This window comes from Ascidiaceihabitans sp. (assembly GCF_039986515.1).
Taxonomy (GTDB): Bacteria; Pseudomonadota; Alphaproteobacteria; order Rhodobacterales; family Rhodobacteraceae; genus Ascidiaceihabitans.
On record NZ_JBDWQO010000007.1, the window covers coordinates 1,027,032 to 1,047,103 of the forward strand.

At 55.9% G+C, this 20,072-nt stretch carries 27 protein-coding genes; 5 read left to right on the top strand and 22 right to left on the bottom strand.

The annotated features are described in order from the left end of the window. Positions 1-3 precede the first annotated feature (3 nt). From ABJL60_RS07690 to fabD, 20 genes are all read right to left on the bottom strand, one after another. Complete coding sequence (locus ABJL60_RS07690) at positions 4-663, bottom strand: phage tail tape measure protein (RefSeq protein WP_348286884.1); 660 nt, start codon at positions 661-663, stop codon at positions 4-6. Then, positions 660-890 carry a rcc01693 family protein gene (locus ABJL60_RS07695; RefSeq protein ID WP_348286886.1) on the bottom strand — a complete coding sequence of 77 codons (231 nt, stop codon included), beginning with the start codon at positions 888-890 and terminating at the stop codon, positions 660-662. Before ABJL60_RS07695 ends, ABJL60_RS07690 begins: the two co-directional genes overlap by 4 nt. After that, on the bottom strand, positions 887-1,204 hold the full coding sequence (locus ABJL60_RS07700; protein WP_348286888.1) for a gene transfer agent family protein: 318 nt from the start codon (positions 1,202-1,204) through the stop codon (positions 887-889). Before ABJL60_RS07700 ends, ABJL60_RS07695 begins: the two co-directional genes overlap by 4 nt. 6 nt (positions 1,205-1,210) lie before the next feature. Continuing rightward, complete coding sequence (locus tag ABJL60_RS07705; RefSeq protein ID WP_108828041.1) at positions 1,211-1,624, bottom strand: phage major tail protein, TP901-1 family; 414 nt, start codon at positions 1,622-1,624, stop codon at positions 1,211-1,213. 24 nt (positions 1,625-1,648) lie between these two features. After that, on the bottom strand, positions 1,649-2,056 hold the full coding sequence (locus tag ABJL60_RS07710) for a DUF3168 domain-containing protein (RefSeq protein ID WP_108828040.1): 408 nt from the start codon (positions 2,054-2,056) through the stop codon (positions 1,649-1,651). Next, positions 2,053-2,388, bottom strand: coding sequence for a phage head closure protein (locus ABJL60_RS07715; RefSeq protein ID WP_348373749.1), 336 nt, complete (start codon positions 2,386-2,388; stop codon positions 2,053-2,055). The genes ABJL60_RS07710 and ABJL60_RS07715 overlap by 4 nt, the downstream gene beginning before the upstream one ends. Further along, positions 2,388-2,987: a head-tail connector protein gene (locus ABJL60_RS07720; protein WP_108828038.1), complete on the bottom strand. Its 600-nt coding sequence runs from the start codon at positions 2,985-2,987 to the stop codon at positions 2,388-2,390. The genes ABJL60_RS07715 and ABJL60_RS07720 overlap by 1 nt, the downstream gene beginning before the upstream one ends. Positions 2,988-3,162: 175 nt before the next feature. Continuing rightward, positions 3,163-4,341 (bottom strand): phage major capsid protein, encoded by a 1,179-nt coding sequence (locus tag ABJL60_RS07725; RefSeq protein WP_348286893.1) that lies wholly within the window; start codon positions 4,339-4,341, stop codon positions 3,163-3,165. A 42-nt stretch (positions 4,342-4,383) separates the two neighbouring features. Then, positions 4,384-4,950, bottom strand: coding sequence for an HK97 family phage prohead protease (locus ABJL60_RS07730; protein WP_348318674.1), 567 nt, complete (start codon positions 4,948-4,950; stop codon positions 4,384-4,386). A gap of 33 nt (positions 4,951-4,983) precedes the next feature. Continuing rightward, positions 4,984-5,208: a hypothetical protein gene (locus tag ABJL60_RS07735; RefSeq protein ID WP_348285777.1), complete on the bottom strand. Its 225-nt coding sequence runs from the start codon at positions 5,206-5,208 to the stop codon at positions 4,984-4,986. Continuing rightward, positions 5,201-6,415: a phage portal protein gene (locus tag ABJL60_RS07740; RefSeq protein ID WP_348285778.1), complete on the bottom strand. Its 1,215-nt coding sequence runs from the start codon at positions 6,413-6,415 to the stop codon at positions 5,201-5,203. The genes ABJL60_RS07735 and ABJL60_RS07740 overlap by 8 nt, the downstream gene beginning before the upstream one ends. 143 nt (positions 6,416-6,558) lie before the next feature. Beyond that, entirely contained in the window at positions 6,559-7,788 is a 1,230-nt protein-coding gene (locus ABJL60_RS07745) for a terminase family protein (RefSeq protein ID WP_348373920.1), read from the bottom strand. Between the two features lie 611 nt (positions 7,789-8,399). Further along, positions 8,400-9,557 (bottom strand): endolytic transglycosylase MltG, encoded by a 1,158-nt coding sequence (mltG, locus tag ABJL60_RS07750; RefSeq protein WP_348285779.1) that lies wholly within the window; start codon positions 9,555-9,557, stop codon positions 8,400-8,402. Then, positions 9,557-10,816, bottom strand: a complete 1,260-nt coding sequence (gene fabF / locus ABJL60_RS07755) for a beta-ketoacyl-ACP synthase II (protein ID WP_348285780.1) — start codon at positions 10,814-10,816, stop codon at positions 9,557-9,559. Before fabF ends, mltG begins: the two co-directional genes overlap by 1 nt. Before the next feature lie 64 nt (positions 10,817-10,880). Then, positions 10,881-11,423 carry a GNAT family N-acetyltransferase gene (locus ABJL60_RS07760; RefSeq protein WP_348285781.1) on the bottom strand — a complete coding sequence of 181 codons (543 nt, stop codon included), beginning with the start codon at positions 11,421-11,423 and terminating at the stop codon, positions 10,881-10,883. A gap of 149 nt (positions 11,424-11,572) precedes the next feature. Beyond that, on the bottom strand, positions 11,573-11,953 hold the full coding sequence (locus ABJL60_RS07765) for a VOC family protein (RefSeq protein ID WP_348373750.1): 381 nt from the start codon (positions 11,951-11,953) through the stop codon (positions 11,573-11,575). A gap of 67 nt (positions 11,954-12,020) precedes the next feature. Beyond that, on the bottom strand, positions 12,021-12,761 hold the full coding sequence (locus tag ABJL60_RS07770; RefSeq protein ID WP_348373751.1) for an AraC family transcriptional regulator: 741 nt from the start codon (positions 12,759-12,761) through the stop codon (positions 12,021-12,023). Positions 12,762-12,891: 130 nt separating this feature from the next. Next, on the bottom strand, positions 12,892-13,125 hold the full coding sequence (locus ABJL60_RS07775; protein WP_108828027.1) for an acyl carrier protein: 234 nt from the start codon (positions 13,123-13,125) through the stop codon (positions 12,892-12,894). Positions 13,126-13,323: 198 nt separating this feature from the next. Then, entirely contained in the window at positions 13,324-14,061 is a 738-nt protein-coding gene (gene fabG, locus ABJL60_RS07780; protein WP_348373752.1) for a 3-oxoacyl-[acyl-carrier-protein] reductase, read from the bottom strand. Between the two features lie 2 nt (positions 14,062-14,063). Continuing rightward, positions 14,064-14,996, bottom strand: a complete 933-nt coding sequence (fabD, locus tag ABJL60_RS07785) for an ACP S-malonyltransferase (protein ID WP_348373753.1) — start codon at positions 14,994-14,996, stop codon at positions 14,064-14,066. Positions 14,997-15,153: 157 nt separating this feature from the next. Here fabD and ABJL60_RS07790 point away from each other — a divergent pair, with 157 nt between their 5' ends. Continuing rightward, positions 15,154-16,341 (top strand): cytochrome b/b6 domain-containing protein, encoded by a 1,188-nt coding sequence (locus tag ABJL60_RS07790; protein ID WP_348373754.1) that lies wholly within the window; start codon positions 15,154-15,156, stop codon positions 16,339-16,341. Between the two features lie 213 nt (positions 16,342-16,554). Here the strand turns inward: ABJL60_RS07790 and ABJL60_RS07795 are convergent, their stop codons facing one another. Both ABJL60_RS07795 and ABJL60_RS07800 read right to left on the bottom strand, forming a co-directional pair. Further along, entirely contained in the window at positions 16,555-17,124 is a 570-nt protein-coding gene (locus ABJL60_RS07795; protein WP_348373755.1) for a YceI family protein, read from the bottom strand. Between the two features lie 165 nt (positions 17,125-17,289). Next, the gene (locus tag ABJL60_RS07800) at positions 17,290-17,796 is read right to left on the bottom strand and encodes a hypothetical protein (RefSeq protein ID WP_348373756.1); all 507 of its coding nucleotides are present in this window, start codon (positions 17,794-17,796) and stop codon (positions 17,290-17,292) included. 276 nt (positions 17,797-18,072) lie between these two features. Here ABJL60_RS07800 and rpsF point away from each other — a divergent pair, with 276 nt between their 5' ends. The 4 genes from rpsF (at position 18,073) to ABJL60_RS07820 (ending at position 20,015) form a co-directional block, all read left to right on the top strand. Beyond that, entirely contained in the window at positions 18,073-18,435 is a 363-nt protein-coding gene (gene rpsF, locus ABJL60_RS07805) for a 30S ribosomal protein S6 (protein WP_348285789.1), read from the top strand. 30 nt (positions 18,436-18,465) lie between these two features. Beyond that, a complete protein-coding gene (gene rpsR, locus ABJL60_RS07810) occupies positions 18,466-18,693 on the top strand; it encodes a 30S ribosomal protein S18 (RefSeq protein WP_005852865.1) in 228 nt (75 codons plus the stop codon). Between the two features lie 12 nt (positions 18,694-18,705). After that, a complete protein-coding gene (rplI, locus tag ABJL60_RS07815; RefSeq protein ID WP_348373757.1) occupies positions 18,706-19,347 on the top strand; it encodes a 50S ribosomal protein L9 in 642 nt (213 codons plus the stop codon). Between the two features lie 530 nt (positions 19,348-19,877). Beyond that, on the top strand, positions 19,878-20,015 hold the full coding sequence (locus ABJL60_RS07820) for a hypothetical protein (RefSeq protein WP_348373758.1): 138 nt from the start codon (positions 19,878-19,880) through the stop codon (positions 20,013-20,015). The last annotated feature ends 57 nt before the right edge of the window (positions 20,016-20,072 follow it).

Here is a 20,072-nt window from a genome sequence, read left to right on the forward strand (position 1 = left end):
GGATTAACGATTGCGGTTGGCACGGCCCAAGGCGCGGCTCATTTGCGTGGCGATTTGGCTTTGCGATCTGGCAAAGCCCTGCACATCGGGCGTGGTGATATTCATAACGATAGACGCACCGCCACCGCCGCCACCGCGCACACCCAGCTTTCCATCCGGGCCTCGGGCCAACGGCATGATCGCTTCTGGTCCGGCTTCGCCCATGACACCCATGCCGCCACGCATGCCAAAAGGGGTGGTGCTGCTGACGACGCCCCCATTGGCGAAAGGCATGACGCGGCCCTGGCTAAACGGCGCACCATCGGCAAAGGGCAAAATCTTACCCAAAAGACCGCTGACACCTTGCGACAAAAGCCCACCAAAATGACCGGCAATGGGCTTCATGGCCGCATTATACGTGGCTTTGATCATGGAATCCGCGACATTGCGCAAAGCATCAGACAGTTTGTCGCCGTCAAAAACCACACCATCAAAGGCTTTGCGCAAACCAGATGATAAGCCCTTTTCCAACACGCGCACATCTTGTCCGGTCTCAACCAAAACACCACGCATGCGATGCAATTCGCTAGAAAACCCGGACACCAACGTAGACGTTGTGCCAAGGCTGTCATTCAATCCATCAGCCTGAGATTCAAGATTTTCAAATCCGTTAATGTCACTCATTGCGAAGCTCCTTCTTTTCTATCTGGATACGCTGCCATCAACGCATCCAAACCGCTGCTCAACAAAGGCGCGGACGCCCCCTTGTCACCCAGCATCAACTGCAATTCGGCAGGGGTCAGAGACCAAAACTCATCTGGTTTCAGTCCCAGCCCCTGAACACCCGCGCGCAGCAAAGCGGCCCAATCCAGCCCGTGCGGTGGTTCTGTTTGCTGCGCATGGTCACTCATGACGTTGGCAATACAAAAGAACGCGCCAACAATTCGGCACCGGCACGGGCAGCGGCCATGGGGCCACCTTCAATTTCGGCCTCTGCCAGATCAGCCAAGGTCAAGCCTGAGCCACCCCCAGCCAAACCGGCAGCGATCAGTGCCAGAACATCACGGGACGAAAAGCGTGTACTTTCAAACCGTTCGACCAATGCCAACAACGATGGCTCATCCAATTCCGCTTCCAAGGATGCCAAAGCACCCAAAGTCAGCCGCATGACGTGTGGCGCACCATTAATGGTCAGCGACACGTCCCCTCTCCAAGGATTTGTCATGGCGGATCAGATAGCAGTGAAGTCAAGGGCGCCTGCGCTGGCCATCGACAACTCGTATGTCGCTTCGCCGTTGTGGCTGCCGGAATATTCGATGGCGGTGACCTGAAAGGCCCCTTCGACGATGCCAAAGTCTGGAATGATGACCTGGAATTCGGGCGTTTCGCCGTCAAAGAACAATTGGCGGGCGCGTTCGTCTGTGCCCTCGTCTTTGAAGACACCGGATCCGGAAATCGAACAGGATCGCACACCTGCCCCCGCCAACAACTCGCGCCAGCCGCCTTGGCTTTCCAAAGACGTCACATCAACCGTTTCCGCGTTAAAGCTGACGCGTGTGGCCCGCAGCCCCGCGATGGTTTCAAACTGACCGTCAGAGGTCATATCCACTTTGACCAGAAGGTCCTTACCGTTTTGAGCACCCATAGGTTTTCTCCAATAATGTAGGGGTTATTCTTCGACACGCGCCCGAAAACGCAGATCAATCTTGCGGCCCGATCCGCCATCGATGCGGCCAGCAACTGCGCGTTCAAACATCAACGACACCAACCTGCCCCGACTTAGGGTCAGATCTGCATCATGCAGAACTTCGCTGATTGCGGATGCGGCGTGTTTGGCCGCTGTGAAACCGGGGGTTTCCGTAACAACAGACACCGTAAACTGATGGACTGCACCGTTGCCTGTTTTGTCAGATGCATCCTGAACCGTTTCCGGGCCAAGGCTGACATACAACGACGGCAAAGTGCCCGACGGGATCGCATCATAAATGGCCGAACCAACAAGCGTACCCAAATCGACATCATCGCTTAGGGCTTGATAGACAGCGGCCTGCAAAGGGGCGGCAAGAACATAGCTCATGATACCACCTCTTCGTTGGCAAAGCACGTCAGGTAACACGCGCCCATGTTTGTTTCGGCCACCGCCTGAATGCGAAAGATGCGGTTTCCATCACGGAAACGCTGTTGCGACGTAGGGCGCTGGATATGACCAACGGGCGCTGCGCGAACGGTGATCTTGTAGCTGACTTCGGACAAGGGGGCGCCAGATTGCGTGGCTTCGCGACCGGTACGGGCCACAACTTCGGCCCATAGAACACCCACTGCGGTCCAGCTTTGACTAAAGCCGCCCGCCCCATCACTTAGGTGGTCCGGCGCTTCTAAAGTAAGCCGTCGGTTCAAACGTGGGGACATTATGCCGTCCCCCCGGACCAAATGCGCATGACCTTGTAACGTTCGATCAGGCTGGCCACACCAAAAGGCATGCACCCGTCAGACAAAGAAGTCTCATTGCGAAATTCATAATAGTGCGAGGCCAACAACAACACGGCCTGACGCAAATCTGCAGGCACATCATCCCAGGCCGCGCCATAGCCCGCCAGGAACGTCAAAACCACAGACCCGTTGTGCGGCACGCGCGGCAAACATGTGCCCGTTGCACGGACGCGTGGACGCTGCTGGTCTTGTTCCAACCAGAAAGCATCGTTGGCAACGGCAGTGCGTGCGCCATCACGGGCGACCATCTCCACACTCGTGATTGCCTTTACCGGGGCCACAGGCAACACTTGGGCAGTGGCATCACGCCAGATCGTCAAGGTCCAGCTGAAATCACGTTCCAACAACACTTTGCCCGTGCGGGCCTCGACGGCTGCAATGGAGGCGCGCAAGAAACTGCGTAGCACCTCGTCTTGCAGAGTATCCTCACCAAAGCCGGTGCCTTGACGTAAATGCGCTTTGAACGCGTCCACTGGCAAAACCGCATCGGCAACCGTGGTTTCCTCAATCAACATCATGGAAGGTCTCCAGAAAAATTCCTGCCCCTATTGGTGTCCAAATCCCTGATCAGACCCGGGCGCGCGCCAGCCGTTGTTGCTCGGACGGAGGGGAGCAGCTAGACAACGCCAGCTTTCGCGGCGCGCACCCGGACGGTGAAGGGCCTGACGCCCCTCACCTTTCACAACACGCGGGTTACGCGGTTGCGAATTTCAGCAGCTTGATGGCTGCAAAGTCACTGACATCACCGCCAACACGCTTTGTGGCATAGAACAGGACATGCGGTTTCGCGCTGAAGGGATCACGCAGGATGCGCAGATCTGGGCGTTCGGCGACCGTGTAGCCGGCGGCGAAATCGCCAAAGGCAATGGCGTCGGCGCCTGTGGACACGTCGGGCATGTCTTCTGCGATCACAACAGGATAACCCATCAAAGTTGCAGGTTGGCCAGCAGCCAAGCCATCAGACCACATGAAACGACCATCGTTGTCTTTCAGTTTGCGCACCAGACCGGCGGTTTTGGAGTTCATCACAAATGTGCCGTTCGCGCGGTATTCTGCACCCAAGGCATAGACCACATCGATAATCGCTTCGGGTGTGACGTCACCGTCCACACCTGTTGGCACATACCCAAGGTTGCCCCAGGCCCAAACGTCATTGTCTACGGATGTATGCGCCAAAAAGCCCTTTGGCTTGTCGATACCGTCGCCGTTGATGAAGGCGGCGGCTTCGGCACGGGCAAATTTATCGGCGATGCGACCGGCCAGCCAGCCTTCGATGTCAAACGCAGAGTCGTCCAAAAGGCGCTGCGATGCTTTCGGCAAAGCAGACAGCTCGTGCAACTGGATGGAAATGCGGTCGATGGATGGTGTGGCACCTTCAGATACGCCGCCCGCTTCGGTGGCCCAGCCTGTATCGACGTCGGAATGGTCGATCAATACATCGTAAGATGTGGCTTCGACATTGACGACCGATGCGATGGCACGGATAGACGCCGTGGCGTTCAGCGTGGATTTCACCGTGTCGGATGTCTGCGGATCAACGAGGTAACCGCCATCGCTGTTCACAGCCGTGGACAGGCCCTTGGCTTCGATTTCCAGGCCACGCAGACCATCATCATCACCCGAACGCAGATATGCGTTGAAAGCTTTCTGATGGGGCGCACCCGCTTCAGTGGCGCCGGCCAAAGGCGTACGAATGGCAGAGTTTGATTTACGATCCAGCATGGTCAGTCGCTCTTCTGTTTGTTGAAATTTGGTCTGAATGTCGGCTGCGAAGCCTTTGAAGTCGCTTACAAAGCCAGTGACGGCTTGCATCGCACCCTCGGCCGGAGACAAACCTTCCCCGGCCCGAGACTTGATCTCGGTCTTGCTCATGAAGCATTCCTTGATGGTTAAAGTGAAAGACGCAGTGCGGGGTTATCCCGCGTCGCGCGCCAGCTCTGTGCGCAGGCCCTCAAAGGCCGCCGCCATTGCCCGCATTGCCGCATCATCGGCATCCAAAGCCTCTGATTTTGCAGCCACACGGGCACTGGGCAACATTGGGAAAGTGACCAATGACACCTCCCAAAGTTCCAGTTCGGTCAAAAGCCGTTGGCCTTTGTCATTCTTGGTCGCTTTGACGGTGCGATAGCCGATGGACAGCCCGTCGATGGCGCCCGCCGCGATCAACGACGCCGCCTCTCGGCCTTTTTGGGTGGTGTCCAAAAGACGACCCTTGACCCAAAGGCCCTTGGTATCTTCGCGGACCTCGTCCCAAACCCCGATGGGCTGGGCCGGATCGTGTTGCCACAACATTTTCACGCTGCGCCCCTTGGCGGCGATGTCGGTCAGGGAACGCGCATACGCCCCTTTGCCTACGACATCACCGCCTTGATCACATTCGCCAAACAGGCTGGCATAGCCCTCGATCAGCGTACCATCTTGCACCTCAATGCCATCGCCAAAGCGGGCAAACTTGTGCTCCAAACCAGTGTCCATATCCATGGGCCACTCCTTTTGTTAACTGCTGTGGAACGCCTAGGGCGCGGCCACCAAGAAAGATTGAAACGCCTGTGCCAGAATGACAGCAACAACGCCGTACACGGTCAACCAAAGGCGCTTTTCCAAGCGCTCCATCATCTCTTCGAGACGATCGAGACGACGGTTGATGTTGGCGTAATGCAGTTCCGACACGCGCTCATGCGCTTGCAACCGAAGACCGGGCGCACACTCAAAGCGCTCAAATAGCTTCGGGTCACTCATCCGCACCCTCCGATGGCAAAGCAGGCAAGCCCAGGATGCTGCGCTTTTCCGCCTGCGTCAGAAACGCTGCACCAGACACACGCGACCATTGGGCATCGCGCTCTGCCGACAAGGCAGACACCTGATCCAGATCCGGCTTCAGCTGGACGGTTTCACCGGTGTGCGCACCAAGCCACTCTGCCAAAGCCGCCGTCACCCGCGTGGCCAACGGCAACACCGTCAAACGGTAGAACGCGCGATTGGCTTCCTGATAATTGGCGTAGGTCGCATCGCCCTGAATACCGATCAACATCGGCGGCACCCCAAAGGCCAAGGCGATTTCGCGCGCTGCGGCTTCTTTGGTTTTTTGAAATTCCATGTCAGAGGGCGAAAAACCCATTGGTTTCCAGTCAAGGCCACCTTCCAACAACATGGGACGGCCCGCGTTACGCGCACCTTGGTGCATGCTTTCCATCTCGCCGACCAACCGGTCATATTGATCTGTGCTTAAGCTGCCTTGGCCTTCGGCACCCTTGTAGACAATGGCACCAGACGGGCGCGCCGCATTGTCCAGCAAGGCTTTGGACCAGCGAGACGCCGAATTGTGCACATCCAACGCCATGGCTGCTGCCTGCATGGGCGAGAAACCATAATGATCGTCTTGGGGATGAAAGCTTTTGATATGGCAAATCGGGGACACGTCACCCGTAGCGTCAAAGCGATGTTTTCTGCCGCCCACGGCGTATTCATAGGCCACAGGCCAACCATCCGCGCCAGGCACAACCGACATCCGGTCAGAACGCAGCACATGCAGCTCTAATGGGGCGCCACTTTCACCGGCAACCGCTTCGATATAGCCATTGCCGGACAGCAAAAGCTGACCATACAACGCCTCCAAAAGCTCGGCACGGCCTTGCATGGGGTTTGGGCGCGTGACCAACGACAGCAAGGGATGCATGTCGTAGCGTCGCTCGTGATCTTGCATGATCAAAGGCAACGCAGCTGCAGCTTCAGCGATCAGCTTAACCGACCGAAACCCCACCGGATTGCCGGAAAATCCTGTGCGGGTCAAAGACACCGTGTCGCGCGGCGACCAAGCCACACGACCAGATGTCTGATAGGCCACAACAGGGCCTGTCGCACTTGCCTTTTGCTCCGACACTGTTTGCTCGGACATGGTGGCCTGAGCCCCGAATGCATCCTTGCGTCGCAAGAAATCAAATACCATGACAGTCGCTCCTATCTCGTTCATGACGCCGTTGCGCCTAATTTAGCTAAAATTGACGGCTAACCCGTTAAGGCACCGTACGGTGGTCTGTTGCGGGCAAATTAATTCGAAAACCCTTGCCCCATCAGGGGCACCAGACAGGGCTACAACGCCCGCATGCCGGGTTGACGCCACTTGGCGGCAGGCTCAATCATCACCTCGTGTAACGCCCAAACAAGGGCATCAACACGGTCCGGCGATCCATCCCCTTCGAAACCGGATGTGGTCATACGCACCATCTGATCCTCGAGGGCCACCAAATCGCCAGTGACGTGCAGGACACGGCCCTGTTCATAAAGGGCGGCGACAGGTTCTGCGCGGGCCACCTTACCGCGTGACGCATGAACGCCTTTGTAGGGCACCAAAGCATCAACTTGGCGGATCACTTCTGCAACCATTTGGCCACCTTGGTTGACCTCGGCCACCAGACGATCCGCGCCAAAGCGCTCCATGGCTTGAATTGCGGCCTTTGCCCAACCCACAGGGGTCATACCCTGCACAGTACAATCGGCCAGAACATACGCCCGCCAGTCTTGCGGCGGCCCCTTGGTGACAGCGCCAACAACAACAATGCCACATTCATCTGAGGATTTGCCATTGGTCGTGGCCGGATCAACCGCGACAACGATGCGGTCCAGCTCAGGGGGGCGAGCAACTTGCGCGACCTCCAGCATGGCAGAGGTCCACAAGGCCCCCTCCGCGTCCGCCAACAACACACCATCCAGTTCCTGACGGGCAAGACGGGTGCCATCGTACCGGCGGCGGACCTCTTCCAGAAAGGACGACGCCAGATTGGCACGGTTCGCTTCGGTGGGGGCGTGGGTGACCACGGTGGACGGGACCTCTAGCAGTTTTTTCAAAACGCCCACGTTGCGAGGGGTGGTGGTGACACAGACCTGTGGCAAATCCCCCAAGCGCAGGGCAAATTGCAATTGATCCCAAGTCTCTTGGGCTTTGCGCCATTTTGCCAGTTCGTCCACCCAAGCCCCGTCAAATTGCGGACCACGCAAACCTTCGGGATCATGCGCGGTGTGGACAGACGCCACAGCACCATTGGGCCATTCCAACCGCTTGCGGGATGCCACCCACGTGGGGCGACGGTCTTCAGGCGAACAGGCCAATATGCCACTGTCGCCAAAAATCATAACTTCGCGGACCTGATCGATGGTTTCCCCCACCAAAGCGATACGCGAACACGGGCCAGGGTCCATGGGCAGCGCACCTTCCACTTTGGAACGCACCCATTCGGCCCCGGCACGGGTTTTGCCCGCACCGCGCCCCCCCATGATGACCCATGCCCGCCAATCTCCTTCCGGAGGCAACTGGTGGGGCATGGCCCAGAAATCGAATAGAAAAGGGAGAGCCAAAAGCTCTCCCTGATCCAACTCATTAAGGAAGTGTGCCTGTGCCTGTGCATCGGCGGAGCTTATTAAGCTTGCACCCGATCGCAGCACGTGCTGCGTCGAGGTCAAGGGCATATGCCGCTCCCGGGGCAATACCAGCTTGTCTGCGTCTGCATTCGGCAAGATTCATCTCCAACTTTTGACAAAGGCCAATTTGAACCGTCATTTGGGTCGCGGCGGTCTTCATTTTGGTCGTGTTCACTTCCTCCCCTGCGTTGACCCGTATGTTCAGGTCTTCAATCTCGCGCCGTAAAGCGCGAACAGTCTCGGTCACAGAAGTCAAAAGCTCCTGCATTTCCGCGACTTCAACGTCAGGGGTTATTAAGGTCATGTCTGGTTATTCACCTCTCATGCGTAGAGTTTACCCCCACGAGAGAAACGAAAAAACGGCAGTCAGGTCACCCCGACGGCCGTTTAGCCACTTCTTCTAGCTTGCACCAAGTTATACATTTGACCGTTCGCAAAGTCAAGGTAAATGCGTTCAATATCAAAGCGTTAAGCGAACGCTGAGTTAACTTCCGCTTAACGCATCAAGCACGCCATCAATTGTCAGCTGCCCGCTCCGCCTCAATCACACGCCACTTGGCGACGTTGCGGTTGTGCTCATCCAAGGTGACGGCAAAGGCATGGCCTCCGGTCCCATCGGCCACAAAGAATATGTAGTCGGTGTTTTCAGGATTGCCCGCAGCCATCAAGCTGGCAAGGCCCGGATTGGCGATAGGCGTGGGCGGCAATGCGGGGATCACATAGGTGTTCCACGGGGTTTCGGCACGCAGTTCGGACCGGCGCAGACCACGGCCCAAAACGCCTTCGCCTTTGGTGATGCCATAAATCACGGTCGGGTCCGTTTGCAGTTTCATGCCTTGGTTCAGGCGGTTGACGAAGACACTTGCCACCTGACCGCGTTCGCGTGCGACACCGGTTTCTTTTTCGATGATCGACGCAAGGACAAGCAGCTCTTCGGGGTTTTTCAAAGGTACATCGTCCTGACGCGCAGCCCATGCATCCGCGATGCGTTTCTTTTGGGCCTGCTCCATCCGGGTCAAAACCGCCAAACGGTTGTCGCCGGGCTTCACCTCGTAGCTGTCAGGGGCCAAAGCCCCCTCAGAGGGCACCTCTGGCACCTCACCCTTCAGAACATCCATTCCCTTGAGGCTATCAACAACCTGCCAGCTTGTGACACCTTCCGCAAACGCGATGCGAAAGCGGATGTCGGAATCCGCTTTTGTTTCCGTGTACAGCGCAGGGATTTCGTCCACAGCGGGATTGAACTGGACTTTTTCAACGTAACGGTTGTCGGATGGGTCCAGCTCACGGACTTGAATGCTCAGGCGGTTCACGCCAATGCGGTACACGATTTCCGTGCCGCAGGTGCTGGCACCACCGCGTGTGACCACATCCACGATCTCTTGCATGGAAGCGCCCGGTTCAACCAGATAACTGCCCGCTTTCAATTGGGACGATTTGTCGGAATAATCCGCGCCCACACGAAACAATGTGCCGCTGCTGACAGCGCCCTGCTCTTCCAGGTTTTTGCTGACGCGGCGCATGTTGGACCCACGGTCCACCTGCACACATATCGCCTCCGACAGCGGGCCTGCCGCCTGATAGCTTTGCTTGCCCCAAAGGATGATCCCCCCAAGCATAAACAAAGCCACAATCAAAAAGGTCACGCCATTAGACGCGATATGTCGCCACATCAGTCAACTTTCCCAAACAATACGGAAGCGTTTGTACCACCAAAGCCAAAGGAATTGGACAAAGCCACTTTGACTTCGCGCTCAACCTTCTTGTTGGGCGCCAAATCGATCTTTGTCTCAACGGCGGGGTTATCAAGGTTGATGGTTGGCGGGCAAACCTGATCGCGAATGGCCAGGATCGAGAAAATACCCTCAATCGCGCCAGCCGCACCCAGAAGGTGCCCTGTAGCGGATTTGGTAGATGACATCGTGACCTTGGACGCATGATCGCCCATCATACGCTCAACCGCACCCAATTCGATGGTATCCGCCATCGTAGACGTGCCGTGGGCGTTGATGTAATCGACATCTTTGGGTTCCAGACCCGCATTGCGCAACGCGGCACGCATGGACCGCTCACCGCCTTCGCCATTCTCAGATGGGGCAGTGATGTGATAGGCGTCACCGGACAGGCCATAGCCCAAAACTTCGGCATAAATCTTCGCGCCACGGGCTTTTGCGTGCTCATATTCTTCCAGCACAACGATGCCTGCGCCTTCCCCCATGACAAAGCCGTCGCGATCGGCGTCGTAGGGACGTGATGCGGTCTTGGGATCATCCGCGCCTTTGGTGCTAAGGGCCTTGCAGGCGTTGAAACCCGCAATGCCGATTTTGCAAATTGCAGCTTCGGCACCACCGGCGACCATGACATCCGCATCACCAAACATGATCAGACGGGACGCATCACCAATGGCATGCGCACCTGTGGAGCAGGCTGTAACAACCGAATGGTTGGGGCCCTTGAAGCCGTATTTGATCGACACCTGACCGGAAATCAGGTTGATCAAAGCGCCCGGTACAAAGAACGGGCTGACACGGCGTGGGCCTTTTTCTTCCATCATGACAGCGGTGTTGGCGATGGAATTCAAACCACCAATTCCAGAGCCGATCAAAACGCCCGTGCGCTCGCGGCTCTCATTGTCTTCGGGGGTCCAGCCTGCGTCCTCGACAGCCTGCTGTGCCGCGGCCAGACCAAAGCGGATGAACGTATCGACTTTGCGCTGTTCTTTGGGGGCCATGTACGTGTCGGCGTTGAATGTGCCGTCGCTGCCGTCGCCCAAAGGCACTTCGCAGGCGTATGTTGTGGCCAAGCCTTCCGTGTCAAAGCCGGTAATCGGGCCTGCACCGGACTGGCCGTCCAGAATGCGGCTCCAGCTTGCTTCGACGCCATCCGCCAACGGTGTGACCAGGCCCAAGCCCGTTACAACTACTCTACGCATCCTATGCCCCTCACGTATTCAATGCCCCCCCATATCAAGTGGATGGCCTCCTGTTCAAGTGGGCTCATTTGGGTTGTGGAGGCTTCTGGCGGATCATCAACTGCGAAGGATGACCTTCAAACGTGGTCAAACGCAGCGGCGCATAGCCCAAATGGGCCGAAAGCTGTGCCGAGGCTTGGTTTTCAGGCGCCAACTGGCACACCAACGGACCTGTAATGACACGGTCAAACCATTCGTGGGCCGCACTTGTGGCTTCCATTCCGTATCCTTGGCCATGCACATCAGGGGTCAAAATCCAGCCTGCCTCTGGGCCCACGTCAAAATCTTCGCCCAATTCACGGCACCCGTGAAAGAACCCCACCTGCCCGATCAAACGCTTTGTTCCGCGTTCTTCAATGCCCCATTGACCAAAACCGGTGATTTGCCATTGGCCTGCATTTCGCAAAAATGCGCCCCAAGATGCGGCTTTGCTGCGTGACGCTCCACCGATGTAGCGCACAACATCCTGCATAGTCCAGATTTCGGCAAACCGCGAAAAATCCTGCGGACCAAGGGCACGCAGGGTAAGACGGGATGTATTTATGGTCGGGATAGCGCGTGAAATCATGATCTGCCTGTTTTTGGATCACTGAAACCCGAACGCAGGCATGATGCAACACGGCATTGGGCAAGACGGGCGGGATCAGCATGTTTTTGCACATGCAAATCATAAAAATGGACTGCCCGCACTCTTTACCGGTTCACTGGTGAACAAACTTATGTCAACGAATTCAAACCGAACATGTTGCCTTCGGTGTCCATGATCAGAACAATCCAACCAAAATCGCCGATGGAAAATTTGGACCGGGCCACAACACCACCAGCCTCAACAACACGGGCTTCGTTGATGGCGCAATCTTCAACCGAGAAGTACACGATTGTGCCGCCCACACCGGGTTCGGCGTGTGGGGCTTTGGTCAATGCGCCTCCAGCTCCGTATGCGGCCATATCGGCGGGAAAGCTCATCATTTGGCTTTCGCCGGTGGGGTCGCCCATCTGTTCCAGCTTGGTGTCCAGAACAGCTTCATAAAATGCGGTGGCACGCTCCAGGTCGTTCACGTAAATATCGAACCATCCAACTGCGTTCATTTTGCTCATAACCGTCTCCTTGATCTGTCGTTATGAGACTTTGATACGCGCCCCTTGCCTGCCCGTATTGTAGATTTCAGACATCATATTTTTTTGCGTATTTTCCGGGTGTGTATCCGGTGGCGCGGCGAAATGAATGGATGAAATGGGACTGATCCGCATAAGACCACGTGTCATTGCCATTCAATGACATCTGGAGCCGCAGCACTTTCAGGAAATCATGCGGTGAAAAGCCTGTAGTGCGTTTGAGTGTGCGCTGCAGTTGTCGCGGCGACAGGTTTGCGGCGTCTGCCATATCAGCCACGTTGTGCAGATTATCCAGATGCTGAAAAATCTTTTCCGTCACCAGATTGCGCTTCACGATGCCATCCCGGACAAGGCCGTCCACCAAAGCGCTTAGGTGGGGGATGTGGGCCTGCAACGCCCCCCCGGTAAGGGCTTCGTTCACCTCAAGCAAAGGCAAGGCGCCGGTGTAGGCGTCTTCGACCATACCATAGGCCACTTGATCCAGACTGGGCTGCCAGACACCGGGCAAAAAGCGAATGTTCACAAAATGGAACTGGCGGCCCAGATTGAATTCTTCTGATTCTGCACGCAGCTTGGACACGCCCGCGACGCGCTTGTCCAATTGGTCAAACACAATGTAGGTGCAGGCATCGGGCAGCGCGTGAAACCGGTAATCTTCATTCAAAAGGCCGTCGGTGTTCAATTCCAAAAAACGGTGCACGATGCCGCGCAGATGCTCTGGCGGTTCCAGTTCAGTGAACTGCACCGCGTCTATGGATTTTTCTTTGCCGTTGCCTTTTGGGTCATACATTTTTGCAGGTCCACCTAAGTACGTCTGTCCACCGCGCGAAAAAATAGCGCGAAACAGCGGTACAAAACAAAAAACGGCGCCCCAACAAAAGGGACGCCGTTTAGAATGTCAGGGCCGGATCCGGTTGGGATCAGGACGCTTTCGTGATGAAACCAACCGCGTCGCCGAAGCTTTGGATTGTTTCTGCTGCGTCGTCTGGGATTTCGATGCCGAACTCTTCTTCGAACGCCATAACCAGCTCAACTGTGTCCAGGCTGTCTGCGCCCAGATCGTCGATGAAGGACGCGCCTTCAACAACTTTGGATTCTTCTACGCCCAAGTGCTCTACAACGATCTTTTTCACGCGGTCTGCGATGTCGCTCATCTCAATATTCCTCATCTTAAGGGTCGGAAGTGACCCTGTAGGTGTTGGCCCCAAGTTCGGGAACCCTCTTGCCCCAAGTGTGGGACGGTTCAGGCCCATCCACTTGGAAAGGCCGACCCTTCGGCTTGTGCCTCAAGGTCAATTCTGCGCCGCCTATAGCATAGTCCACGCATATGGCAAATGATTTGGCGTCACGGCCTACAACATGGCCATGCCACCGTTCACGTGCAAGGTCGTACCCGTGATATAACCTGCCTCGGGGCTGGCCAAGTACATGACAGCACTGGCAATTTCGGCGGGATCCCCCATGCGACCGGCGGGGATTTGCCCAAGAATACCGGCCTTCTGGTCATCCGTCAGCTTGTCGGTCATCGCTGTCGCAATAAAGCCCGGTGCCACAGCATTTACCGTGATTCCCCGACTTGCGACCTCATATGCCAGTGACTTGGTCATGCCGACCATACCCGCCTTAGAGGCCGCATAATTGGCTTGGCCGGGGTTTCCGGTGGCACCCACAATGGATGAAATGTTCACAATACGGCCCCAGCGGGCTTTCATCATGCCACGCATCACACCTTTGCACAGCTTCATCGTAGCGGTCAGGTTCACAGCCAAAACGCTGGACCATTCGTCGTCAGACATGCGCATAAACAAGTTATCGCGCGTGATGCCGGCGTTGTTGACCAAAATATCAACCGACCCCATGGCCTCTGCGGCTTGCTTGGGCAACGCGTCAACTGCGGCCATATCGCTTAGGTTGCAAGGCAAAACATGGGCACGTTCGCCCAACTCAACCGCCAGTGTCTCCAGCGGTTCTACCCGCGTGCCAGACAGTCCAACGGTGGCCCCCGCCCCATGCAGCTGTCGCGCAATATCTGCGCCAATGCCACCGGATGCGCCCGTCACAAGCGCATTTTTTCCTGTTAGATCAAACATTCTCAAACCTCCTTGGCCGCAACAACATCAGCGGCTGTGCCGATGGCGCGGGTTGCAATACTGCGGTCGATGCGGCGGATCATGCCAGACAAGGCTTTGCCTGCGCCGATTTCCCATATTTCTGTAACGCCTTGTGCGCCCATCCAAGCGACGCTTTCACGCCAGCGCACGGATCCTGTGACCTGTTCCACCAACAGCCCGCGAATGGCATCTGCCGATGTCACAGCCTGTGCTTGCACGTTCGCCACCAAAGGCACGGCTGGATCAGACACAGCGACCTCGGCCAAGGCTGCTTCCATGACACGGGCCGCAGGTTCCATCAAAGCGCAGTGGAACGGGGCAGACACTGGCAGCAGAACTGCACGCTTTGCCCCTTTGGTCTTTGCAATCTCGATGGCGCGTTCAACAGCCGCCTTGTGACCAGAAATCACCACCTGCCCCGGATCATTGTCGTTGGCGGCCTGACACACCTCATCGCCTGCGGCCTCCGATGCCACGGCAGTGGCTGCTTCAAAGTCCAGCCCCAGCAAAGCGGCCATAGCGCCCACACCGACCGGAACGGCCTGCTGCATCGCTTGACCGCGCGTGCGCAAAAGTCGCGCCGTGTCGGCCACTGAAATCGCACCTGCAGCAGCCAACGCTGAATACTCACCCAGCGAATGGCCCGCAACAAAAGCGGCCCGTTCCAAAGTCACACCTTCAGCCTCCAACGCACGCATGGCCGCCAAAGACGTTGCCATCAAAGCGGGTTGCGCGTTTTGGGTCAAAGTCAACGTGTCCTGATCACCGTCCCAAATAAGCTGCGACAGATTTTCACCAAGTGCATCGTCAACTTCCTGAAAGACAGCTCTGGCCGCAGGATAGGCCTCTGCCAGATCCTTCCCCATGCCAATGGTTTGCGCCCCTTGGCCCGGAAATACAAATGCGGTTGTCATGTAAAAATCCCCATCATGGTGTTGAAAGGGGTGTAGCCACAAAGAGGCACGCTGGGCAACCCTGCTCAGAGCCTGTGCACAAATGCGACTTACGTTTAGATGAATAACAGCTACATCTGAGGTGTTACACAATGCAAGCAACACAAAGGATCGCCAGATGTCGCGGACAAATTCAGCCCATCACTACGGAAGTGTCACCAAAACGTTCCACTGGCTGACAGCTTTACTGATCCTAACGCTGATCCCCTTGGGCATTATTGCCAATAAACTTCCATATGAAACGTCAGAGCAGCTTGCGCAAAAGGCATGGCTTTTTTCTTTGCATAAAACACTCGGGGTCACAGTGTTTTTTGTGGCTTTGGCGCGGATCGCTTGGGCCGTGACACAAACCAAACCCGCCGGATTGCATCCCGACCGCAAAGCCGAAAGCTGGCTGGCGGAAACCGTGCATTGGCTGCTCTATGGCTCGCTTTTGTTGGTGCCGCTGTCGGGATGGATACACCATGCGTCTACAACGGGGTTCGCGCCAATCTGGTGGCCGTTTGGGCAAAACTTGCCATTGGTTGCGAAATCCGAAGACACCGCGGCGCTCTTTGCAGGGCTGCATATCGTGTTTGAAAGGGTGCTTGCGGTCTCGTTGATCTTGCATGTCGCGGGGGCTTTAAAGCACCACTTTGTGGACAAGGACGCGACGTTAAAACGGATGTGGTTTGGGACAACACACACCCCGAATGCAACTGGCACACACAAACACGGCCTGCCTTTTGTCACAGCTTTGGCGGCATGGGGGATCGCCATTGCCATCGGATCCAGCATCGGTGTCTTTGCCAAACACGGGGATGCAATTGCGCAAGTGGCTCTGGAAGAGGTCATATCCGACTGGACCGTGGAAACCGGCACAGTTGCAATTGAAATCACGCAGTTCGGCAATGTGGTTGAGGGGAGCTTTGCAGATTGGACAGCAGACATCGATTACGACCCTGCCACCGCCAAAGGAACCACAACGGTGACAATCGCTGTTCCATCACTAACGTTGGGATCTGTAACAGATCAGGCCATGGGACCCGACTTTTTTGATGCAACGACGTTTCCGACTGCGATTTTCCAAGCAAACCTGGAACGCATCGTAGATGGACATCTGGCAACGGGCACGTTGACAATACGGGACAAAACGGTGCCGATCGAATTGCCATTCAACCTGTCAATCGACGACGGTTTGGCAACAGTGAACGGACAAATCGAATTGAACCGACAGGACTTCAGCATAGGGGACAACATGGCCGACGAAAGCAGCTTGTTGTTCAACGTCAAGGTTAAGGTGGAACTGACAGCACGGCAAAACTGACCCCCGTTCACCTTGCCAAATAAACCTCCTCCCCGGAGGGGCCACCAGATCGTCCTGAAAAGGGCGATCTGAAAAACATCTCGCCGCGCGTCAGCGCGACAATTGGATCGCTGGCCATTGCAACCGGCCCCTACCCGAAATGCGACAGACACAAAAAAGGCCGCCTGAATTTCCCAGGCGGCCTTATTATTTAGATTGGATGGGTCGGGCGATTTAGCCTGCCTTCATCGCTTCAATCGAAATGCGCACGTTCACATCATCACTGACGGCAGGTGCGAAAGCGCCCAAACCAAAGTCGGACCGCGTCAACGTCACAGTCGCGTCGAAACCGGCCCAGTCTTTGTTGGCCATTGGATGTGTGCCGGTCTTGTTCAAAACGGCATCCAGAACGACAGACTTTGTGACGTCGTTCATGGTCAAATCACCGGTGATCAACGCTGTGTTCTCGCCTGTGATTTCGATAGCCGTTGAATTGAAGGTGATCATATCGCCTTCAGATGCGCCAAAAAAGTCGGCGGACAGGAAGTGGCCTTCGCGCTTTTCCCAGCCGGTGAACATGCTCATGACGGGCATCGCGACGTTGACGGATGAATTGGCAGCATTGTCGGCGTCAAACATGATTTCGCCCTCAAAACCGGAAAACATGCCGTAAGTTGTCGAAAAACCAAGGTGATTGTAATCGAAGATGACTTGGCTGTGACTTGCGTCCAGCACGTATTTGTCGGCAGCGGCGGCGACGCCTGCGGCAGTTGTAAGAGCAGCGGCAAGAAGAAGCGATTTCATAAGGGAACCTCCAAAGTAAAGTGTGTGCCCGTTACATGTGTAGCAAATCACGCAAACGGCAATCCCGCAGCGATCAACATGTCGTGCGCGGATATGAACAGCCAAAGCCGCGCATAAAGCACGGCCTTGAGGTGTTACTACAATTGGAGCACCGGTTTCAGGCCCTTACAGCTTGCCTACCGCTGACAGGCCGGACACCAAAGATCGGCGAACGCCTGGATCTGTCATCGCAACTTCCGCCAGCATTTCATCCTGCGCGCCCCACAAAATCATATGGGCGCCATTCATTTCAGCGCGGTTAAGGTTTTCGAATTTGGTGCGCGACACCAGTTCGTCGCCGTGCAAAGTGCGGCGCACAAGGCGTACTTCGCGGCGTACCGTATCAATTTCAACTTCAGGGGCACGCGGGGTCTTGCCCTGCTGCAACAACGCCAGACCGCTAAATCCGATCACCAAAGAGATCACCAGCTTGATCAACAACAAATCGGCCGACCAATCAGACCCCGGTGCAATCCAAAGGCCCGCTGCAGACAACATCAACGCAGCACCCAAAAGGCTTTGGCTGCCGCGTACCATCAAGCGGCTGCCGTCAAGGGTTTGTGCCGGCGCGGATTGTGGCGCCGCAACCGGTGCGGTGGCTGTATCTGTGATGAAATCTGTTGTGGCTGTCATCTGTTTTCTCCCAATGGCGTTCTGCCGTTAGGGCATATTTATGGTTAACAAAACGACAAGAATGGGGCAGAGCATGGGCAATGCAAAGGCAGGGCCATTGCGGTCGGATCGAAAATGATCTTCCCCCGCCACGCGCCGCCTTGCGCCACAATAAAAACAGTGTATACGGCACACTTCCTTTGCAACGTTTCTTGAACCGCGCAGCCTCTCGTGTTGGCCCCGCAAAGGAAAATAGGGTCCGACTTTGAAATGCGCCTTGATATAAGTGGAGCACACATGCCGCTATATGAGCATGTCATGATCGCACGCCAGGACTTGTCCAACACACAAGCCGAAGGCCTGATCGAACATTTTGGTACAGTATTGTCCGACAACGGCGGGTCCATGACCGGATCCGAATACTGGGGCGTCAAAACGATGGCCTACAAAATCAACAAAAACCGCAAAGGGCACTACGCCTTTTTGCTGTCCGATGCACCGGCATCCGCCGTGCAGGAAATGGAGCGCCTGATGCGCTTGCATGACGATGTGATGCGCGTGCTGACCATCAAAGTGGACGCTCACAAAGAGCTGCCATCCGTGCAAATGCAAAAACGCGATGAGCGCAGCGACCGTGGCGAACGCCGCGAACGCCGTTGATCCCCACGCTTTAGGAAAAGGACGTAACCCATGGCTGCAAAACCATTTTTCCGTCGCCGCAAAGTCTGCCCGTTCTCTGGCGACAACGCACCAGCGATCGACTACAAAGACACTCGCCTTCTGCAACGCTACATCTCTGAGCGTGGCAAGATCGTGCCTTCCCGTATCACCGCAGTATCTGCGAAAAAGCAGCGTGAACTGGCCCGTGCCATCAAACGCGCCCGCTTCCTCGCCCTGCTGCCCTATGCCGTGAAATAAGGAGAACCTGACATGCAAGTTATCCTTCTGGAACGTGTGGCCAAGCTTGGTCAAATGGGCGACGTCGTCGACGTCAAAGCAGGCTACGCACGCAACTATTTGCTGCCTCAGAAAAAAGCCTTGTCTGCATCCAAGCAGAACATCGCAGACTTTGAGGCCCGCAAAGTTCAGCTTGAAGCGCAGAACCTCGAAACCAAACAAGAAGCCGAAGCATTGGCAGGCAAACTCGACGGGCAGCAGTTCATCGTGATTCGCTCTGCTTCCGACGCGGGCGCACTTTACGGATCGGTCACAACACGTGACGCCGCTGAAGCTGCAACCGAAGAAGGCTTCACAGTGCACCGCAAACAGGTTGTTCTGATCGCACCGATCAAATACCTGGGCGTACATGACGTGTCCGTTGTTCTTCACCCCGAAGTCACTGCAACAATCGAATTGAACGTCGCACGTTCAACCGAAGAAGCAGAACTTCAAGCGTCTGGCAAATCCATTCAGGAACTGGCCGCTGAAGAAGAAGCCGCTGCAGAGTTTGAAATTCAGGAACTGTTCGAAGACATCGGCGCTGCTGCGGCAGACGACGATGATCTGGCGGAATCCGCTGGCGTGGCCCCTGCGGGCGACGACGAAGGGTCCGAAGAAGCACCTGCAAGCTAAGCCAAACGCCCACGCCTTCGGGCAGGCCAACGATCTTAAAAGGACCGCAGTTCACGCTGCGGTCTTTTTACATTTGGCACCGTGTGTTGGGGGGCGCGAAAGGCCGCAGCACATATTGTTTTGAGCTTCTATGCGCCACATATCCTACAAAATACAAATTGGCCTGAAAGTAGACTGTGTTAACAATCTCCATCGTTGGCGTGATGAAACCACGTGCCATCAAGGAAACAAAAGTGCGCGAAATCAGTTTTTTTTCAGAATACGAAAGCGCGGTTCAGCGCGGCTTTGGTTTTGTTCACCATTGGTTTACTGACCGTAGCGCCCCTGGTAGAAGCGCAAATCACTGTCCCTGCACAGGATCGGGCCTTTGCTGCGCACTACCCCCCGCTTGTATTCAAAAACTCCCCTGACAGCCCCGGCATGGCCATCGAAATCGTCACAACAGCAGCCAAGCGGCTGGATCGCGACCTTTCCGTAGAGTTTTTCCCTTCAAACGCGTGCTCCATAACGTCTCCGAACACTCAAACGCTATGATCCCTGCCCTGTTCCGCACAAAGGAACGCGAAGAAAGCCACACTTGGGTCGCGCAAATCTATGAGCAGTATATGCAATTCATGACCATAGGCGCCGATAGCACCATCGACGCACTGATCGCAAAGTATTTCTAAACGTGCCGCACTGCGATGGCGCTGATAGCGTTTCGCGTTAAACCTGAATCACGTTTT

What these genes read in the sequence shown, in the direction of transcription:
- ABJL60_RS07690 (WP_348286884.1), bottom strand. Translation starts at nt 663, where the DNA reads ATGAGTGACATTAACGGATTTGAAAATCTTGAATCTCAGGCTGATGGA.
- ABJL60_RS07695 (WP_348286886.1), bottom strand. Translation starts at nt 890, where the DNA reads ATGAGTGACCATGCGCAGCAAACAGAACCACCGCACGGGCTGGATTGG.
- ABJL60_RS07700 (WP_348286888.1), bottom strand. Translation starts at nt 1,204, where the DNA reads ATGACAAATCCTTGGAGAGGGGACGTGTCGCTGACCATTAATGGTGCG.
- ABJL60_RS07705 (WP_108828041.1), bottom strand. Translation starts at nt 1,624, where the DNA reads ATGGGTGCTCAAAACGGTAAGGACCTTCTGGTCAAAGTGGATATGACC.
- ABJL60_RS07710 (WP_108828040.1), bottom strand. Translation starts at nt 2,056, where the DNA reads ATGAGCTATGTTCTTGCCGCCCCTTTGCAGGCCGCTGTCTATCAAGCC.
- ABJL60_RS07715 (WP_348373749.1), bottom strand. Translation starts at nt 2,388, where the DNA reads ATGTCCCCACGTTTGAACCGACGGCTTACTTTAGAAGCGCCGGACCAC.
- ABJL60_RS07720 (WP_108828038.1), bottom strand. Translation starts at nt 2,987, where the DNA reads ATGATGTTGATTGAGGAAACCACGGTTGCCGATGCGGTTTTGCCAGTG.
- ABJL60_RS07725 (WP_348286893.1), bottom strand. Translation starts at nt 4,341, where the DNA reads ATGAGCAAGACCGAGATCAAGTCTCGGGCCGGGGAAGGTTTGTCTCCG.
- ABJL60_RS07730 (WP_348318674.1), bottom strand. Translation starts at nt 4,950, where the DNA reads ATGGATATGGACACTGGTTTGGAGCACAAGTTTGCCCGCTTTGGCGAT.
- ABJL60_RS07735 (WP_348285777.1), bottom strand. Translation starts at nt 5,208, where the DNA reads ATGAGTGACCCGAAGCTATTTGAGCGCTTTGAGTGTGCGCCCGGTCTT.
- ABJL60_RS07740 (WP_348285778.1), bottom strand. Translation starts at nt 6,415, where the DNA reads ATGGTATTTGATTTCTTGCGACGCAAGGATGCATTCGGGGCTCAGGCC.
- ABJL60_RS07745 (WP_348373920.1), bottom strand. Translation starts at nt 7,788, where the DNA reads ATGCCCCACCAGTTGCCTCCGGAAGGAGATTGGCGGGCATGGGTCATC.
- mltG (WP_348285779.1), bottom strand. Translation starts at nt 9,557, where the DNA reads ATGTGGCGACATATCGCGTCTAATGGCGTGACCTTTTTGATTGTGGCT.
- fabF (WP_348285780.1), bottom strand. Translation starts at nt 10,816, where the DNA reads ATGCGTAGAGTAGTTGTAACGGGCTTGGGCCTGGTCACACCGTTGGCG.
- ABJL60_RS07760 (WP_348285781.1), bottom strand. Translation starts at nt 11,423, where the DNA reads ATGATTTCACGCGCTATCCCGACCATAAATACATCCCGTCTTACCCTG.
- ABJL60_RS07765 (WP_348373750.1), bottom strand. Translation starts at nt 11,953, where the DNA reads ATGAGCAAAATGAACGCAGTTGGATGGTTCGATATTTACGTGAACGAC.
- ABJL60_RS07770 (WP_348373751.1), bottom strand. Translation starts at nt 12,761, where the DNA reads ATGTATGACCCAAAAGGCAACGGCAAAGAAAAATCCATAGACGCGGTG.
- ABJL60_RS07775 (WP_108828027.1), bottom strand. Translation starts at nt 13,125, where the DNA reads ATGAGCGACATCGCAGACCGCGTGAAAAAGATCGTTGTAGAGCACTTG.
- fabG (WP_348373752.1), bottom strand. Translation starts at nt 14,061, where the DNA reads ATGTTTGATCTAACAGGAAAAAATGCGCTTGTGACGGGCGCATCCGGT.
- fabD (WP_348373753.1), bottom strand. Translation starts at nt 14,996, where the DNA reads ATGACAACCGCATTTGTATTTCCGGGCCAAGGGGCGCAAACCATTGGC.
- ABJL60_RS07790 (WP_348373754.1), top strand. Translation starts at nt 15,154, where the DNA reads ATGTCGCGGACAAATTCAGCCCATCACTACGGAAGTGTCACCAAAACG.
- ABJL60_RS07795 (WP_348373755.1), bottom strand. Translation starts at nt 17,124, where the DNA reads ATGAAATCGCTTCTTCTTGCCGCTGCTCTTACAACTGCCGCAGGCGTC.
- ABJL60_RS07800 (WP_348373756.1), bottom strand. Translation starts at nt 17,796, where the DNA reads ATGACAGCCACAACAGATTTCATCACAGATACAGCCACCGCACCGGTT.
- rpsF (WP_348285789.1), top strand. Translation starts at nt 18,073, where the DNA reads ATGCCGCTATATGAGCATGTCATGATCGCACGCCAGGACTTGTCCAAC.
- rpsR (WP_005852865.1), top strand. Translation starts at nt 18,466, where the DNA reads ATGGCTGCAAAACCATTTTTCCGTCGCCGCAAAGTCTGCCCGTTCTCT.
- rplI (WP_348373757.1), top strand. Translation starts at nt 18,706, where the DNA reads ATGCAAGTTATCCTTCTGGAACGTGTGGCCAAGCTTGGTCAAATGGGC.
- ABJL60_RS07820 (WP_348373758.1), top strand. Translation starts at nt 19,878, where the DNA reads ATGATCCCTGCCCTGTTCCGCACAAAGGAACGCGAAGAAAGCCACACT.